Origin of the sequence: Rhizobium sp. MHM7A (genome assembly GCF_005862215.1) — a bacterium.
Classification (GTDB): domain Bacteria; phylum Pseudomonadota; class Alphaproteobacteria; order Rhizobiales; family Rhizobiaceae; genus Rhizobium; species Rhizobium bangladeshense.
In genome coordinates, this window is sequence record NZ_VCHT01000003.1 from 457,596 (window position 1) to 474,775 (window position 17,180).

The 17,180-nt window shown below is 61.7% G+C and carries 13 protein-coding genes; 5 read left to right on the forward strand and 8 right to left on the reverse strand.

Annotation, left to right across the window (positions count from 1 at the left end):
• Positions 1 to 324: 324 nt before the first annotated feature.
• Complete coding sequence (locus FFR93_RS15145) at positions 325 to 588, forward strand: DUF982 domain-containing protein (RefSeq protein WP_064706312.1); 264 nt, start codon at positions 325 to 327, stop codon at positions 586 to 588.
• Positions 589 to 715: 127 nt separating this feature from the next.
• On the opposite strand, the gene FFR93_RS15150 is transcribed toward FFR93_RS15145, so the two are convergent.
• Together FFR93_RS15150 and FFR93_RS15155 are read right to left on the reverse strand one after the other, a co-directional pair.
• Positions 716 to 1,204, reverse strand: coding sequence for a BA14K family protein (locus tag FFR93_RS15150; protein WP_064706311.1), 489 nt, complete (start codon positions 1,202 to 1,204; stop codon positions 716 to 718).
• 127 nt (positions 1,205 to 1,331) lie between these two features.
• Positions 1,332 to 2,576, reverse strand: coding sequence for an aromatic ring-hydroxylating dioxygenase subunit alpha (locus FFR93_RS15155; protein WP_064707012.1), 1,245 nt, complete (start codon positions 2,574 to 2,576; stop codon positions 1,332 to 1,334).
• A gap of 400 nt (positions 2,577 to 2,976) precedes the next feature.
• Here FFR93_RS15155 and FFR93_RS15160 point away from each other — a divergent pair, with 400 nt between their 5' ends.
• The 3 genes from FFR93_RS15160 (at position 2,977) to FFR93_RS15170 (ending at position 6,098) form a co-directional block, all read left to right on the forward strand.
• Entirely contained in the window at positions 2,977 to 3,585 is a 609-nt protein-coding gene (locus tag FFR93_RS15160; RefSeq protein ID WP_064706310.1) for a DUF6656 family protein, read from the forward strand.
• Positions 3,586 to 3,653: 68 nt separating this feature from the next.
• Positions 3,654 to 4,628: an L-threonylcarbamoyladenylate synthase gene (locus tag FFR93_RS15165; RefSeq protein ID WP_138393934.1), complete on the forward strand. Its 975-nt coding sequence runs from the start codon at positions 3,654 to 3,656 to the stop codon at positions 4,626 to 4,628.
• A 33-nt stretch (positions 4,629 to 4,661) separates the two neighbouring features.
• Positions 4,662 to 6,098 carry an FAD-binding oxidoreductase gene (locus FFR93_RS15170; RefSeq protein WP_138393806.1) on the forward strand — a complete coding sequence of 479 codons (1,437 nt, stop codon included), beginning with the start codon at positions 4,662 to 4,664 and terminating at the stop codon, positions 6,096 to 6,098.
• A 372-nt stretch (positions 6,099 to 6,470) separates the two neighbouring features.
• On the opposite strand, the gene FFR93_RS15175 is transcribed toward FFR93_RS15170, so the two are convergent.
• A complete protein-coding gene (locus FFR93_RS15175; protein ID WP_138393807.1) occupies positions 6,471 to 9,794 on the reverse strand; it encodes a DUF1217 domain-containing protein in 3,324 nt (1,107 codons plus the stop codon).
• Positions 9,795 to 10,095: 301 nt separating this feature from the next.
• Here FFR93_RS15175 and FFR93_RS15180 point away from each other — a divergent pair, with 301 nt between their 5' ends.
• Positions 10,096 to 10,662 (forward strand): DUF6101 family protein, encoded by a 567-nt coding sequence (locus FFR93_RS15180; protein ID WP_138393808.1) that lies wholly within the window; start codon positions 10,096 to 10,098, stop codon positions 10,660 to 10,662.
• A 94-nt stretch (positions 10,663 to 10,756) separates the two neighbouring features.
• On the opposite strand, the gene ubiA is transcribed toward FFR93_RS15180, so the two are convergent.
• The 5 genes from ubiA to FFR93_RS15205 form a co-directional block, all read right to left on the reverse strand.
• A complete protein-coding gene (ubiA, locus tag FFR93_RS15185) occupies positions 10,757 to 11,716 on the reverse strand; it encodes a 4-hydroxybenzoate octaprenyltransferase (RefSeq protein ID WP_138393809.1) in 960 nt (319 codons plus the stop codon).
• A 79-nt stretch (positions 11,717 to 11,795) separates the two neighbouring features.
• Entirely contained in the window at positions 11,796 to 12,608 is an 813-nt protein-coding gene (locus FFR93_RS15190) for a MipA/OmpV family protein (protein WP_138393810.1), read from the reverse strand.
• A 142-nt stretch (positions 12,609 to 12,750) separates the two neighbouring features.
• Positions 12,751 to 13,332, reverse strand: a complete 582-nt coding sequence (locus FFR93_RS15195; protein WP_138393811.1) for a histidine phosphatase family protein — start codon at positions 13,330 to 13,332, stop codon at positions 12,751 to 12,753.
• 34 nt (positions 13,333 to 13,366) lie between these two features.
• Positions 13,367 to 14,626: a cyclopropane-fatty-acyl-phospholipid synthase family protein gene (locus FFR93_RS15200; protein ID WP_138393812.1), complete on the reverse strand. Its 1,260-nt coding sequence runs from the start codon at positions 14,624 to 14,626 to the stop codon at positions 13,367 to 13,369.
• Between the two features lie 133 nt (positions 14,627 to 14,759).
• The gene (locus FFR93_RS15205) at positions 14,760 to 17,069 is read right to left on the reverse strand and encodes a Tex family protein (RefSeq protein ID WP_138393813.1); all 2,310 of its coding nucleotides are present in this window, start codon (positions 17,067 to 17,069) and stop codon (positions 14,760 to 14,762) included.
• Positions 17,070 to 17,180 lie beyond the last annotated feature (111 nt).

The window sequence follows — 17,180 nt, forward strand, 5'->3', positions numbered from 1 at the left end:
TCGGGCTTGACCCGAGGACCCCACTTAGGACTCCTCTATCAGCACCGATCCTCGGCTCAAGGCCTGGGATGACGGAGGGTGGGTTAACGTTCTTGCCAAATCCGCTCCCGACGCAGCGGATGGCGCGGGGTTGCGCCTATCGCATCATGCGGGACGCGGCCACCGTCAGCATTGCGACGCTTCGGCCATCTAATCTCTGGCCTCGGTGATGGCGGGCAATCTCAGCGATCGATGCGCGGGTGATGAGCTGGTTCATGCCACCACCCCGCCCGGAACGGTTCTTGCACGGTTACTAATATGTTCACCGTGGGGAGGCCTAATGTCATGAAGTGGCACATACCTGGAGAATTCAGCCCTCTGATGCTCGTTGTGGACGGGCCGGAAAAATACAAACTTGTCGCGAGCCTTTGGGATGCGGCCCAGCTGCTGACGGCTTGCTGGCCGCTCGACGACGGGGAAGAATATCTTACAGCGGTGAAGGCATGCCGAGATGCCATCCACGGGGACCTTCCGGCTGAGGACGCGCGAGAAGCGCTGATCAGTGCGGCCAGGGAAGCAGGCATTCCGGTGATTACTGTCGTTCACTGAGTTCGCAGCCGACTTACGAAATGCGTTCACGGGCTCCTTAATGCCACCGCCCTATCGCTCCGCTGCCCATGTTTGGCCCGTCCCCTCTCCCGTTTACCGGGAGAGGGTGAGGGGCAGCATTCGGGACCTATCGATACGGCGAATAGCACTGCTGGCGTGGGCCGTTATAGGGCTGGAACGTATTGTCGTAAGCGCGATAGGAACGGTAGCGGTTCGCACACCAGGCGACGTGAGACGAGCCCATGCGCGGTGCAGGCGCAACGTAGCGCGGCTGGGCAATGGCGCCGCCGATGACCGCGCCGGCGCCGAAAGCGGCGAGCGGATACCAGTAGCCATTATAGCGGCGATAGCCGGGGCGGTAGTAGGAATAGCCGCGATAGCCGCCATACCAGCCCGGCCGGTAGTAGGCGCCGGGGCGATAGCCGGGCCGATAATAATCGCGACGGTAGGGCCGATAGTAATCGCGGCGGTAATAATATTGGACATTTTCGACAGCCGAGGATTTTTCAACCTTCGGCGCGGCCGGCATCTGTATTGCCTGTGACGGCACGAAGCTCGTCAGAACGACGGCAACGGCCAGAACCGCGGTCGCCATCTTGTTTCTCAGCCCGATCATTTCTCTCTCCCATTCAACGGCGATCACCGCCTGCCCTGCAACGCCTGCGGGCGAAAATGGTTCCAAAAGCGGCCGGGACCGGCTGCTTTTGGATGAGCGGAGCTGAACCGCGGCTAAACGGCAGCGGTCAGGCGACGGCGGAGATTTTCGCCTTGTCGCCCTGCAGGCGGTTCACCATGAAGTTCGAATACCATTCGAGGAACTGCATGACGCCACCCTCGTGCAGGCCGGAATAGGGGCCGGGCTCATAGGCGGGCGAGTGGATGCCGAAGGCATTTTCCTCGACGATACGGCGGTCCTGGTCGTTGGTCTCGGTCCAGACGTGGGTCAGTTCCTCGAGATTGTAATCCACGCCCTCGACAGCGTCCTTGTGGACGAGCCACTTGGTCGTCACCGCCGTCTCGTTGGCGCTGAGCGGCAGCACCCGGAAGGAGATGGCATGGTCGCCGAGCAGATGGTTCCATGTCGTCGGGTAGTGGAAGAGCAGCATGGTGCCGATATGGCTGATCGAGATATCGTCGGAGATCCGGCGCTGCACGGCGGGCTTGCCCGACATTGTGTAGCTTTCGGCGTCCTCGATCAGCGGCATGCGGGCGGTGCGGAACTGCCCGTCCGGCGAAATCTGGAACTTGCTCGGCAGGCCTGCGGACTCGCAGCGCGCCCAATGGCCGGCGATCTCCGGGTCGTCGGCGCCGCCGTCCGTGCCGGTGACGCTCGGGGCTTCGGGATAGGTGCGGCAGAGTTCCGGATGATTGGCGGCGCAGTGGTAGCACTCGCGGTTGTTTTCCCAGACGAGCTTCCAATTGCCCTTTTCGATGATAGTGCTTTGGAAAGCGACCTTGGTCTCGCCGATCCGATGCGGCGCCATATAGGGCTCGATCTTGTCGCGCACAGGCTTGAAATCAGGGGCGATGTCGGCGAGGCAGATGAAAATGTAGCCTGCGACGCTTTCGCAATGGACGGGCTTCAGGTTAAAGCCCGATTTGTCGAAATCGTCGCCCATATGACGGGCAAAGGCGAGTTTGCCGTCGAGATCGTAAGTCCACTGATGATAAGGGCAGACGAGGCGCACGGAAGAGCCATGCTCCTTCGTGCAGACGCGCGAGCCGCGATGACGACAGCTGTTGTGGAAGGCGCGGATGACATTGTCGCGGCCGCGGACGATGACGACCGGATAGCTGCCGATCTGGACGGTGAAATAGGCGCCAGGCTTTGGCAGTTCGCAATCATGGCCCATAAACAGCCAGTCGCGATAGTAGATCATCTCCATGTCGAGCTTGAAATAATCCTCGTCGATATAGAACGGCTGTTCGAGGCTGAAGCCCTCACGGCGGTTCTTGAGCTGACGTAAAACGTTGCTGCGAATATCCATCTTCATGTCCTCGTGCACCCGGCTGCCTTCAAGCGGAAAGCTATGGAAGCGCGCCTGCTTCCTTCTCCGGCGGGAGAATTGCTCATGGCGTCATTTAATCACCTGGCATTCCTGCCGCTTGGTTGTAATGCGACATCGGCTTCGAAATTGACGACAGGCTGCGGCGAGGCGCCAGGCGCCCCTCTCGGTCGACCCGATTATCCGACTCTGCCCGCAATTATCGTCAATTGCGACATTGCGTAAAGACCGTATCAGCAAAGAGGCCGGCTCTCCGATATCGACGATTGTCGCATTTGCGACATCACCGGCTCCCGTCCGATGCGCCAATCGCTTCTTAAGATCGCGTTAAGCATACGGTCTTATCCTGCTGCCGATCCGAGACCGACGAAGCACGTAAACCATGGCCAGACTCCGTTATTTCGACGCCAAAGAAGTAATCCGGCCGCAGGAGCGGCAACTGGTCGCCGCGCATTCCGAATTCCTGCGGACCGGCCGCATCCCGCGCGAGCGGCGGCACTGGCTGGCAGAGGAAAAACGCTATCTCACCCATGACGAGGTCGCCGCAAAGACCGGGCGCAAGCTGCAGGTGGCCGGCGAGAAGACGCATCAGCACATCAACGGCTTCCACCACTCGATCCAGTTTCCGAAAATAATCTTCCACCGGACGCTGCAGGACAGTCCGCATCTCGGTTATTGCCACGTTACCGCGGCGCGCACGAAATTCGCCCGTTACGAGGAGGTCAGCTGGGCCTTCTACATCGCCAACTTCTATTCCGACATTGGTGACAACGACAATTTCTTCGAAAGGATCGACGTCGGCTATTCCCGGATGTATTTCGCCGTCGCGATCAAGCCGGGCGAGGATTCCTCCGAGAAGATGACGATCGACAGGTCGGTGCGCGGCAATGGGCTGCTCTTTCGCACCCACGATCCGCAGGCGGCGATCCGCAACATCCTGCTGCTCGGCGCCCGCAACGAACAGCTGCGTGAAATCATCCGCCAACTGTGAGCGAACAAGGCGATTGATCGCGGGCGACGGAAAGCCTAATGACTGCCGGAAACAGAGACGGGCAGCATATGGCACGCATCATCGACATCAGGGCAGACAGGCAGGCGGCGCTCGAAGCGGCCTGTGCCGCTCTGTCAGACGGCTTTGCCATCGCCATGCCGACGGAGACCGTCTACGGACTTGCGGCCGACGCCACCAATCCGGCAGCCATCGCCCGCATCTACGAGACAAAGGGCCGGCCGCGCTTCAACCCGCTGATCTGCCACATGGCCGATCTTGAGATGGCCGAACAACATGCCGAGTTCGACCCCGTGTCGCGGGCGCTCGCCGAAGCCTTCTGGCCCGGCCCGCTGACGCTCGTGCTGCCGCTGAAGGCTGAAAGCCCGATCCACGCGCTGGCGACCGCCGGTCTCGACAGCGTCGGCGTGCGCGTGCCCAAGGGCTTCGCCGGCACCCTGATAGGCGCCTTCGGGCGGCCGCTCGCAGCTCCGAGCGCCAATACGTCAGGCGCCATCAGCGCGACGAGTGCGGCCCATGTGGAAGCCGATCTCGGGGCGAGAATCCCGTTGATACTCGACGCGGGGCCGAGCGTCGTCGGCGTCGAGTCGACCATCGTCAAGGCCGAAGACGGCCGGCTGCGACTGCTTCGGCCCGGCGGCCTGGCGGCGCGCGAGATCGAGCGCGTGGCGGGCAAGCCGCTGTTGCGCGCGAAAAAGGCCTCGGCGGCAATCGAGGCGCCAGGCATGCTCGCCTCGCATTATGCGCCGGGCGCCAGCGTGCGCCTCAATGTTACGGCGGTGGAACCCGGCGAAGCACTGATCGCCTTCGGCGGTGCCGCGATCGACGGCGCGCGCGAGGCACGCATCGTCCTCGACCTCAGCCCGCGCGGCGACCTGGCGGAAGCGGCCGCGAATCTTTTCGACTATATGAAGCGGGCCGACGCCAGCGGGGCTTCGAGCATCGCCTTTTCGCCCATTCCGGACGACGGACTTGGCGAAGCAATCAACGACCGGCTGCAAAGGGCCGCCGCCCCGCGCGACTGACAGACCCGATAAAAGCGATAGAGGATCGACCTGATGAGCAGTGCCGGCATTTCCCCCGAACTTCTCGACCGCTTCGCTGCAATTGTCGGCGAGAAATACGCACTGCGGAGCGAGGCCGACCTGGCACCGCACCTGATCGAGAACCGCGGGCTCTATCATGGCTCCTCCCCTCTCCTGCTGAAGCCCGGCTCGGTCGAGGAAGTCTCCGATATCATGAAGCTTGCGACCGAGACCGGAACGGCGATCGTGCCGCAGACCGGCAATACCGGCCTCGTCGGCGGCCAGACGCCGCGCACGGATCAGGCCGACATCATCCTGTCGCTCGAACGCATGACGAGGATCCGCGACGTCGACCCGGTGGCGAACGTGCTGGTCGCGGATGGCGGCGCGGTCCTTGCCGATGTGCAGAAGGCGGCCGAGGCGCATGGACGGCTCTTTCCGCTGTCGCTCGGCTCGGAGGGCTCCTGCCGCATCGGCGGCAATCTGTCCACCAATGCCGGCGGCACGGCCGTGCTTGCCTATGGCAATATGCGCCAGCTCTGCCTCGGCCTCGAAGTGGTGCTGCCGACCGGCGAGATCTGGGATGGCCTGCGCCGCCTGAAGAAGGACAATACCGGCTATGACCTGCGCGATCTCTTTATCGGCGCGGAAGGCACGCTCGGCATCATCACCGGCGCGGTGCTGAAGCTGTTTCCACAGCCGCTCGGCCATCAGGTGGCGTTTGCCGGACTGCATTCGGTCGAGGATGCGCTCGCCCTCTTCAACCTTGCCGCCAGCCTCTGCGGCACCTCGCTCACCGGTTTCGAGCTGATGCCGCGATTCGGCGTCGAGATCACCACACGCCATATCGAAGGCGTGCGCGATCCGCTGGAAGCAGCTTACCCCTGGTACGTGCTGATCGACATCTCGACGTCGGATTCGGCCGAAACGGCGGAGCGGATGATGAATAGCGTGCTGGAGCAGGGTTTCGAGGCCGGGCTGGTGCAGGACGCCGCCATCGCCGCCTCGGTCGCCCAGCAAAAGGCGATATGGCACATGCGCGAGAGCATGTCGGATGCGCAGAAGCCGGAAGGCGGTTCGATCAAGCACGACGTGTCCGTGCCGGTGTCGAAGATCCCGCATTTCATGGCCGAGGCGGAGAAGGCGGTGATGGCGGCCATGCCGGGCGCGCGCATCTGCGCCTTCGGTCACATGGGCGACGGCAATATTCATTATAATATCTCCCAGCCGATCGGCGCCGACAAGGCCGCCTTCATCGCCCGCTGGCGCGAAATGAACCATATCGTGCACGGGCTGGTGCTCGCGCATGGCGGCTCGATCTCGGCCGAACATGGTATTGGCCAGCTGAAGCGCGACGAACTGGCGGCTATTCGCCCGACCATCGAAATCGAGCTGATGCGCCGCATCAAGCGCGCCTTCGACCCGGCCAATATCATGAACCCGGGAAAAGTCGTCAGCTTCGACTCGTGAGGTCGGCGGTCAGGTTTCGCCCCTCATCCGGCTGCCGGCACCGACCGGGCAGATGAGGGGTTGTGGAACGCTAGCGACGGACACCTTGAGCGCAAGCGAGAGGCAGAGCGGCACCCGCCCAGCTTGTTCAACCATTGTCTAGCATTGCTTGGTTTTGCTAACGGATGGCATTGACATGAGTTTCTGCACCCCCGTTGGTTCTTCCGTCATCCCAGGCTCAAGGCCTGGGATGACGGAGTGTGGGGTTTGCCCTCGCAGCAACCTAGGCGGCCCGCCGGCGTCACCACGGGGGAGACAAGTGGCTCGACCCCCGTGAGAGACGCCATGCGTGCCAAACGCTGCGCGCTTTGCTGGAATTGCTTAAACCTGCCGTTAGCCGCCGCCGGTCAGGATCTGCAGGGCCGGCGACTGCTGCGTGCTGTTCTGGACGTCGTACATCGCAGTGAAGCGCCGCAGCAGCTTGTCGACCTTTTTCGGATCCTGGAGATCCTCGAGCTTGACGAAGCGATTGATAAGATCGGCCTGTTTGGCGACGTCCATGCCCGATATCTGTGACGGCAGGCTGTAGGCGGTAGTAATGACCTGGTACAGCGCCCTGTCGCCGAGAATCGAATAGATCGAGGTGATGCTTGAAGCCTTGCGGCTGAAATAGAGCGCCAGACGCACACCGTCGTTACTTTCGCCCTCCTGCGTTTCCAGTGTCTGCTGCAGGAAGAGCTGCTGGGTGCGATCCTCGGCCGCCTTGTTCTGGATGGCGCCGATCTTGGCGCGGGTCAGATTGCCGTCCTTGTCGAAGTTGAAGGCGGCGACAATATCCTTGAAGCGCGCATCTGCCGTGGCGTTGAGATAGCTCTTCTTGTCGTCGGGATCGGAGGTGAAGATCTTCCTCAGCGTGGCCTTGTCGTAGTCCTTCGGGTCGAGATTGTTCGCCTTCAGCACCAGATCGGTCAGGCGGCTGTCATCAAGGAAATCGTCGAGCGATTTCACCTTCGCCATGGTCTTGGCGAAGTAATCCACCTCAGCCGTCGCGTCTTTCGCAGCCTTCTCCTTCACCGGGCCGTCCTTCAGCAGCATGGTGACATGCGCCTTGTAGTCGGTGGCGTATTTGGCCATGGTCGCATCGGGAAGCGCCTGGAAGGGTGCCGCGGCCTTGCCGTCGGGACCGAAGTTGAAGGCGCGCGCAAGGTTGGTGATGCGCTCGTCCTTGAGCGAGGCGATATAACCATTCGGGTCGTAGGCATCGCTCGTCAGGATTTTGCGCATCATCGAGCGCGGCACGTCCTGCTCGGTCAAGCCGTAGGCCTGCAGCGCCACGTGATAGAGATCCGGCAGATTGTCGTTGCTCTTGGAGAAATCCGCCGTCCTGTTGGTGCGCAGGAAGTCGTTGACGCTGTCGATCTCGGAAAAATCAAGCAGGCTCGTGCTGTCGGCCATCATTCGCGTATAGTTGTCGGCAACCTCTTCGATCGCCTCCTCGCGCTCGTCGTCATAACGCGCCATGTAATTGTCATTGGTGGTCTGCGCCTGTTCGGCGGTCTGGACCGAGCTGACGACGGGAAGCGATCCATCGGCGGCGAAGTTGAAATCGGCATTGAGGTCGGCATAGCCGGCGGCCGTCGCGGCGGCCGCATCGGTCAGGATGCTCCTCAAATCGGCATTCGAGATATCGAACGGCAGATTATAGGTGCTCTTCAGGAAGTTGGTGATGGCGGGATCGGCGATGAGATCATCGACATTGGCGATCTTCGCCATGCGGGCGGAATAGTCATCGGTACGCGCCGAGGCAGTGATTTTCGTGTTGGTGATCTGGCTGCTCGTCTGGGCCGCCATGCCGTCCTCGAGCGAACCGTCCGCCTTGAAGTTGAAGGCGGCGGCGACGTCGGCATAGGTGCCGGTGCCGCTCTGATCGGTCAGGATGGCGCGGAGATCGACGTCGCTGACGGTCGGCGGGATGCCATAGGCGTTGCGTATGAAATTGTTCAGCCTGCGGTCGGCCAGCAGCTGGTCGACATTGGAGATGCCGGCGATGGTTGCCTGGTAATAGACAGCCGCATCGTCGGCCTTGCCGGCCGTGCTTGCGCTCTGCGCTGCGCTCTGCGACGCATAGAGCGTCGCGACCGAACCGTCCGTCTTGAAATTGAAGAGAGCGTTGACGTCGCTGTAGCCCTGGGCGCTGGCAGCAGCAGGGTCGACGAGGAACGTCCTCAAGGTCGCATCCGAGACGCTGTCTGCGATCTGCATGCTGGTTCTGATATAGCTGACCGCGACGGGATCGGACATGATGTCGTCGACATTGGTGACATTGCCGATCATGCTGCTGAAATGGGCTGCGTTCGCCGCCGACTTGTCGGTGGTCGACTTGCGCTGCGCGTCGGTCTGAATCACCGAACCGTTGATCGAGCCATCCGCATTGAAGTTGAAGTCGGCATTCAGGCCGGCCTTACCCTGGGCGGCGGCATAGGCCGGATCGGTCAGAATGCTCTTCAGCTCGGCATTGCTGAAATTCACCCCGAGGCCATAAGCGTCCTTGATGTAGCGCGCCAGCACGCCGTCGGCGAGCAGATCGTCGACATTGGTGATGCCGCTCGACTGCGAGGTCACGGTGTAATAGTTGCCGGTGCTCGCCGCGGCGTCCTTCAGCTTGTTCGACTGGGCGATCGTCTGGGCGCGCGCCGTGGTCGAGGTCGTGCCGTCAGCCTTGAAGTTGAAGGCATTGTAGACATTGGTAAAACCCATCAGCTGGGCATAGCCGGGGTCGGTCAGCACCATGCGCAGTGCTGGCGCGGTGAAGTCGGCGCCCATGCTGTAGGCCGTTTTGATATAGGAGGTCAGGCGGCTGTCGGCGACGAGATCGTCGACATTGGTGATCGTGCCGATCTTGGCGGTGTAATAGGCCCTGTTGTAATCGGCGGCCGTCTTGCTAACATAGTAGACGTCCGAACCGACGGAATTGTCGATGATGACCGACTGGGAATTCAGCGTATAGGTCTCGATGACCGACGCCTTCTGCGTTGCGGTCTGGGCCGTGCCGTTGACCGTGCCGTCGGCATTGAAGCTGAACTGGGCGGCAAGCGCCTTGTATTTGTCGCCACCCTGTGTGTTGACCACGCTCGTCGGATCGCTGAGATCGCTCGTCAGCACCTGGCGCAGAAAGTCTTTCGAGGCGTAGGTGGGATCGATCTTGAAGGTCTTCAGCACATAGGTGCGAAGCCTGGTGTTGTTGATCAGATCGTCGACGGTCTTCACGGCGTCGATGTTGTTGCTGTAATAGGTGCTCTCGGCGTTCGCCGCCTTGTCGGCGTCGATGAAGGACTGCTTGTAGAGGCCGATGAGCTCGTCCTCCTGCGCGTCCGTCTGCACGTCTTTCTCGGGCGCGTTGAAATTGAAGGCGGCGGCGAATTCGCGGTAGCGCGTATCGGAGAGCTTGTTGGCGTAGCTGTTCGGGTCGGTCAGATCGCTCTCGAGCACCTTCTTCATGAAGGCCTTGGCATAGGTCATATCCTCCAGACCATATGCCTTCATCGCGTAGCTGTAGAGCCGGTAGTCGCCGAGGAAGTCGTCGACGTCTTTGACCTGGTTGATATTGTCGGCGTAGTACTGGGCGTCCTTCTTGACCGTCGCCTGCGACGCAACCTTGTTAAGGCTCGACGTCATGTCCTTCGACAGGATCGTGTAAGCGAGGGAGGCCGTGATCATCAAAAAGCGCCCTTTTCAGCAAAATCTCTAAAGAACGACGAACTGCTGGTGAGCACATTTTGCCACGCAAAACTTACCCGAGACTTACCCTTGGACTGCGCCATATCAGGACAGCGCGCCATTCACCTTCCGGAAACCCTGCCGGATTCGGTTTTGATAACCATCAGGGGAGGCAAAGTTTTCTTAACCGCAATTTTTAAGCTGTACGGAAGGGCCGCCGCCTATTGTCGGACATAGAGGACGAAAAGTCCCGAGGAGAAGACCGCAAACCGGCTCTCAGGTAAGACAAGGGTAGAATGAAATGAACAATTCCGTTTTGAAGCCCGCTTGGGCTGACACGACGCTACGTCTCGATCCGTCCCGCTTCCCGCAGCAGGTCAGCTACGCCATCCATGATTGTTCGGATGACGTCAGCATCACGATAGACGAACGCGGCGCCGTTCTGCGCAAAGTCCTTCCCTCCAGCGGCCTGCCGCTCTCAATTGCCCTGCCGAAGCGTGTCTTCAAGGGTGTCGCCGCACGCGCCATAGATCATGGCGATGGCGAAGTAACCGTCACGCTCGAGCTTCACCACGCCGATCCCGAGCTCTGCATCCCCCTGCTCGTCGCCCATGATCTCTGCGACATTGCAGCCGACTGGCGCAGCTGGTCCGAGGCTTTCCGCATTCCGATGCTGATGGTCGAGGCCGACGGCGTAGCGCGGCCGCTCGAAGACCATATCGGCGCGCTGCGCACCGGCGATCTTAAGCCGCGCCGCCGCCATTCCTACTTCGCCAATCGTCGTCCCCGCTTCCTCGTGCGGCGCACCACCGGGCGGCTGGGAGTCGCCATGAAGATCGAAGGCAAGGAGATCATCGCCCGCAACTGACCGAAATCGCGACAGCGCCATTTCGGTGGGACAATCCTTCAGCTTGCAAAACCCGGCGCCTGCGCCGGGTTGATCATTTCATGCGTCGTCTCATTCAGGGAATGGCGAAGAGCAGCGAAAAGAACAGGCCGCAGAAGATGGTCAGGCCGACGCGGTTGTTCGACTTGAAGAGCGCCAGGCATTGGGAGGCATCGTTGATATCGAGCCGAACGATCTGCCAGGCGAACATGCCGGCCGCACCGAACAAGGCGATAAAGGCGATGAGATTGGCGCCGGCAAGAACGAAGGCCGCAAACATCAGCACCAGCGTCAGCCCATAAAGGCCGATCAGCCATGCCCTCGTCTTATCACCGAAGAGGCGCGCGGTGGAGCGGACACCGATCAGTTCGTCATCCTCCTTGTCCTGATGGGCGTAGATCGTGTCGTAACCGATCGTCCAGGCGACGGAGGCGGCGTAAAGCAGGATGGCAGCGAAGGAAAGGCCGCCCAAAATGCCGGCCCAGCCCATCAGCGCGCCCCAGGAGAAGGCAAGGCCGAGATAGAATTGCGGCCAGTCCGTGAAGCGTTTGGCGTAAGGGTAAAGCGCCACGATGCCGAGCGAGAGCAGGCCGAGAAAAACGGTGAACCAGTTGAACTGCAGGAGCACGAAGAGGCCGACCAGAGCCTGCAGGCCGATGAAGATCTTCGCGCGGTCGCGCGTGACGCGGCCGGAGGGGAGCGGGCGCGAGCGAGTGCGCGCCACCTGCATGTCGATCTCGTGGTCGACGAGATCATTATAGGTGCAGCCGGCGCCGCGCATTGCGACGGCGCCGATGAAATAGAGGACAAGGTGGAATACCAGAAGGCTGCCGGAATAAAGCCCCTGGTAGATCGCCGCATTGGCGGCAAGCGTGGCCGACCAGAAACATGGCCACATCAACAGCTGCCAACCGATGGGCCGATCCCAGCGCGCGAGCTGCGCATATGGCCAGACCCATGGCGGCAGGATCCGGTAGACCCAGTTGTCGGACGGCGCGTCGGAGACGCGATCGTTGAAATTGTCGGTATCTTCCATGCCGTTCATCTAGCGACGTGCTGGTGATCCGGTCAAGAAGCGTTCGCGGCGGCAGCGTGCTTTGCCTGCGGCGCCAGGCTCACTGCAGCGAAAAATTGAACTTGTAGGTGGCCGAGACACCGATCAGAAGCTGGTTCTTCGAGCCGCGCTCGCGCACCAGGCTGCTGTCGGCGGCGGGACCGGCAAGCCGCTTGTATTCGAGAAAAGAGCTGGCCGAGAGGTTTTCCGTCGCCTTCCATGTCAGGGCCGCGCCGGCGCCATAGGACTGAATGCCCGACGACGGCTTGTATTGATCAAGCCCGCTCGCCGCCGCCTGTTTGGCGTTGACGCCGTAATAAGCATCGTAATAGCCGCTGGTGGCGAATGTCGCGCGCGGACCGCCTGACAGCTGCAGGTCGGGGGCGATGTCGGTGAAGGCATCGACGGCAAGATCGGCGACGACGCCGTCATGGGAGCGGATACCCTGGCGGACTTCGGCACGGGCGCGCAGGAAATCGGTCGGATAAACCTCAACGAAGCCGCCGGCTTCCGCTCCCCATTTGACCTTCTTCATGCCTTTCAGCTCGTGACCGTCACCCTCGTCGCGCGAAGGCACGAACTTGCCGACGATGCCGGCGCGGAAAGCACCGTTATCCATGAGGGCGAAGGACGGATTGTCGTTGCGCGAGGAAAAGCGCGGAGCCGAGCCCTGCCGGCCGGCCGAAATCAGCGGGCTGAACCGAAATTCATAACGCCGTGAGCCCTCGAATTTCGGCGCGGAGAAGCCGGCGACACCGACACTCAAATACCAGTCGCCGGACCAGAAATGCTGGCCGCTTTCCTGCGCGAAGGCTGAGCCGAAGGATGAAAAGGCAATAAGCAAAGAGATCGATACAACTGATCGATGAGACACGTCCGCACTCCAGAAAACGCAAAAACAAAGCCGCGGAGAGCGGCGGCCGCTAGACTTATCCTGATGTCGTTACCCCAATGTTAACCACGGTGAACCAGGGCGCTAATGAACAGATACCGTGCGGCGCGAGATATTTGTTGCTCTATCTCTGGTTCCACCGGCGGATGACCGGTTCGGTCAGGTCGTGCTCATAGCCGAGCACGCTGATGGTGGCCGTATCAAGCACGAAATGCGCGCCACCTTGCGGCGGCAGACCGAGCCAGCGGGCGGCCAGCACGCGCAGGAAATGCGAGCTGGAAAAGATCAGAACGGTGCCCGCCGTTTCACGGAGCCCGCCGATGACGGCGTCGGCGCGGGCGCCGACATCGGCAGCCGTTTCGCCATTCGGGCAACCATCGCGAAAGAGCTGCCAGCCGGGACGTCCTGCCAGGATCTCCTTTGTCGTGACGCCTTCATAGGCGCCGTAGTCCCATTCGGCGAGATCGTCGCGGATCAGAGCTGCCGATCCGAGTCCGGCGAGCGCGCAGGTCTTGCGCGCCCGAGCCGACGGGCTCGACCAGACTGCGGAAAAGGAAGGGCCAGCCAGACGCTCGGCGAGTTTTCGAGCGGCGGCTTCGCCGTTCGCCGTCAAGGGAATATCGCTGCGTCCGGTATGGCGACCGGACAGACTCCATTCGGTTTCACCGTGGCGGACCAGGTAAATCTCGGGAAACACACTGCTCATCCGCAGCCCCTTTCGTCACACATGGCGCCGCGGATCAGAACGTCACCTTTTCCAGAGGCGCCCGCCTCGCCTCGAATTCTCTCAGCTTCGCTTCGTTCTCCGCGATATAATTGCGATTGTCGGGAACAGTGAACTGGTTCTTGGCGATCTGGATCTGCAGGATGAACAGCTCGTCCCAACGGAAGCCCATCTCGGAACCGGCCAGATAAAATTCCCACATGCGGAAGAACTGCTCGTCGTAAAGCGCTACCGCTTCAGCCTTGCGCGCCACGAAACGCTCGCGCCAATGGCGCAGCGTATAGGCATAGTGCATCGGCAGGATTTCTACATCCCTAACGAGGAGCCCCGCCTTTTCGAGCGGCGCCATGACCTCGCCGACCGAGGGGATATAGCCGCCGGGGAAGATGTATTTCTCGATGAAGGCATTGGTGCCGAAGCTCGGCTTCGGGCGGCCGATCGAATGCAGCACCATGACGCCGTTGTCGTCGAGCAGGTCCGCCACCTTGCGGAAGAAATTGCCGTAATTACCGATGCCGACATGCTCGAACATGCCCACCGAAACGATGCGGTCGAACTTCCGGCCGTTCATGCTGCGATAGTCCTGCAGCTCGAAACGCACGCGGTCGGAAAGGCCGCGTTTTTCGGCGCGGGCGCGGGAGACCTTCAGCTGCTCTTCGCTGAGGGTGATGCCGGTGAAATCGGCGCCCTCCGTCGCCTCCGTCAGATACATGCCCATGCCGCCCCAGCCGGAGCCGATCTCCAGGATGCGCTGGTTGGGCGCAAGCAGAAGCTTGGCGGCGATATGACGTTTCTTGGCAAGCTGCGCCTCGTCGAGGCTGATGCCCGGTGGTTCGAAATAGGCGCAGGAATATTGCCAGTCCTCATCCAGGAAAAGATCGAAGAGCTTGGCAGAGAGATCGTAATGGTGGGCGACATTGTGCTTGTTGCGGTTGACCGGCACACGGCTCTTCAGCTGCTGCCAGGCGATGCGGCCGACGAGCAGCGCCGCCATCTTGAAATCGAAGATTTCGTTGGTGGTGTTCTGCTTCACCAGCGACAGGAAATCGTAGATGTTGCCCTGTTCTAGGATGAACCGGCCCTGCATGTACATTTCGCCGAGCTTCAGCGTCGGGTCGCGGCGGATCGCGTCCTCGGCCTCCTGATCGGCGAGGCGGGCGGCAACCATTTCGCCGGTGCCGTCGCCGATCATGTGTGTCTCGCCATTGGCAAGGGTAAGTTTCAAAGAACCCTTGCGGATGATTTGCTTGACGATCGATAAGAAAGCCGACGCCATGGACGCCTCGCAAATGTGACAGGATGGTCACATCAACTTAATAGCTCTCTTCCGCCTTACAAGCGCCGGATTTGGCACTCAGCGCAGAACGCTGCCAAACTGTGGCATTTTTGCCAGAATACCGGCTAAGCACTTATTTTCGCTTCATGGCCTCGGCCAATGCAGCGCCGAATGCACCCTGGCTCTGGGACTTCTGAGCTGCAGGCCGACGCTCGTTCTGCGGCCGACCGGCCTGACTTCCGCGAGAATCACCGCGCGGCTGAGACGCCGATGAACCATCGTCGCGGCGCATGGAGAGACCGATGCGCTTGCGCTTGGCATCGACTTCCACGACCCGCACCTTGACGACATCGCCCGCCTTTACGACGTCATGCGGATCCTTGACGAAGCGATCGGCCAGCTGGGACACATGCACCAGGCCATCCTGGTGCACGCCGATATCGACGAAGGCACCGAAGGCGGCGACATTCGTGACTGTGCCTTCGAGCACCATGCCGGGCTTCAGATCGGAAATCTCATTGACTCCCTCGGCGAAGGTCGCGGTCTTGAAACTCGGTCGCGGGTCGCGGCCGGGTTTTTCCAGTTCGGCGATAATATCCTTCACCGTCGGCAGGCCGAATTTCTCATCGATGAACTGGCGCGGATCGATCGATTTCAAGGCGGCGCTGTCGCCCATCAGCGCGCGCAGGTCGCGGCCGCAGGCGGCGACGATTTTCTTGGCGACGCCGTAGGCCTCGGGGTGAACGGAGGAGGCGTCAAGCGGCTCCTTGCCGTTCGGGATACGCAAGAAGCCGGCGCATTGTTCGAAGGTGCGGCCGCCGAGGCGTGCAACCTTCAGAAGATCGCGGCGCGTCTCGAAACGGCCTTCGCTGTCGCGGTGGCGGACGATGGCCTCGGCGATCGACGGGCCGAGGCCGGAAACGCGGGCGAGAAGCGGCGCCGAGGCGGTGTTCAGATCGACGCCGACCGCGTTCACCGCATCTTCGACGACGGCATCGAGGGAACGCGACAGCTTCTGCTGGTCGACATCATGCTGATACTGGCCGACGCCGATCGATTTCGGTTCGATCTTGACGAGCTCGGCGAGCGGATCCTGCAGGCGCCGCGCGATGGAGACGGCGCCGCGCAGCGACACGTCGAGATCGGGGAATTCCGCCGCACCGGTCGCCGAGGCGGAATAGACCGAGGCGCCGGCTTCCGAAACGATGACCTTGGTCGGCTTCGGGGCCGGCAGCTCGGCGAGCATGTCGGCCACCAGCTTTTCCGTTTCGCGGCTGCCGGTGCCGTTGCCGATCGAGATCAGCTCGACATTGTGCTTGCGGATCAGCGACGCGAGCTCGATCTGGGCGCCGCGCACGTCGTTCCTCGGCTGGAAGGGATAGACGGTCGAGGTCGCCACCACCTTCCCGGTGCCGTCGACGACGGCAACCTTGACGCCGGTGCGGATCCCGGGATCAAGACCCATGGTCGCGCGCGAGCCGGCGGGGGCGGCGAGCAGCAGGTCTTTGAGATTGCGGGCGAAGACATGGATCGCCTCCTCTTCGGCCCTTTCGCGCAGCTCGCGCATCAGGTCGAGCGAGAGCGACATGGAAAGCTTGACGCGCCAGGTCCAGCTCGCGACCTCCATCAGCCAGCGGTCGCCCGGACGGCTCGCACCAATTTCGTAGGCCGCGGCGATCATGCGTTCGACCGGCTTGTTCGGCGAGGCGGTCTCGGCGTCGGCCTCGATCGTCAGCGTCAGCACCTCCTCGTTCCAGCCGCGCAGCATGGCGAGCGCCCGGTGCCCAGGCGCGGTCGCCCAGCGTTCGGAATGATCGAAATAGTCGGAAAACTTCTCGCCCGCCGCCTGCTTGCCGTCGACGACCTTGGCCTTCAAAAGCGCAGCCTGGCGCATATGAGCGCGCAATTTTCCGAGCAGATCGGCATTTTCGGCGATGGCTTCGGCGATGATGTCGCGCGCGCCTTCGAGCGCCGTCTTAATGTCGGTCACATCCGGCGTGATGAACCCCTCTGCGAGAACCGCCGGCTCGCGGCCGCGGTCGGCAAGGATCGCCTCGGCAAGCGGGCCGAGGCCGCGTTCACGGGCGATCTCGGCGCGGGTGCGGCGCTTCGGCTTGTAAGGCAGATAAAGATCTTCGAGCTCTGCCTTGGTTTCGGCGCCGGCGACCTTGGCCATCAGCTCGTCGGTCATCTTGCCCTGGCCGGTGATCGATTCGACGATTGCGGCGCGGCGGGCTTCGAGTTCCCGCAGATAGACCAGCCGCTCGGCGAGATTGCGCAGCTGCGTGTCATCGAGCCCGCCCGTCACTTCCTTTCGATAGCGTGCGATGAAGGGCACGGTGGCGCCTTCGTCGAGCAGCTCGATGGCGGCTTTGGCCTGTTCGGGCCGGGCATTGATTTCGGCGGAGATGCGGGCTGCGAGAAAGCGGAGGTCTGCGGCCATGGGATTTCCTATGTGGACGAAGGTTGCGGGACCATAGCGGCGAAAAGCGGCAAGGCAATGCCCGACTGTGGTTTCCACAGCGGAAGTTAATGGATCGGGGGATCATCGGAC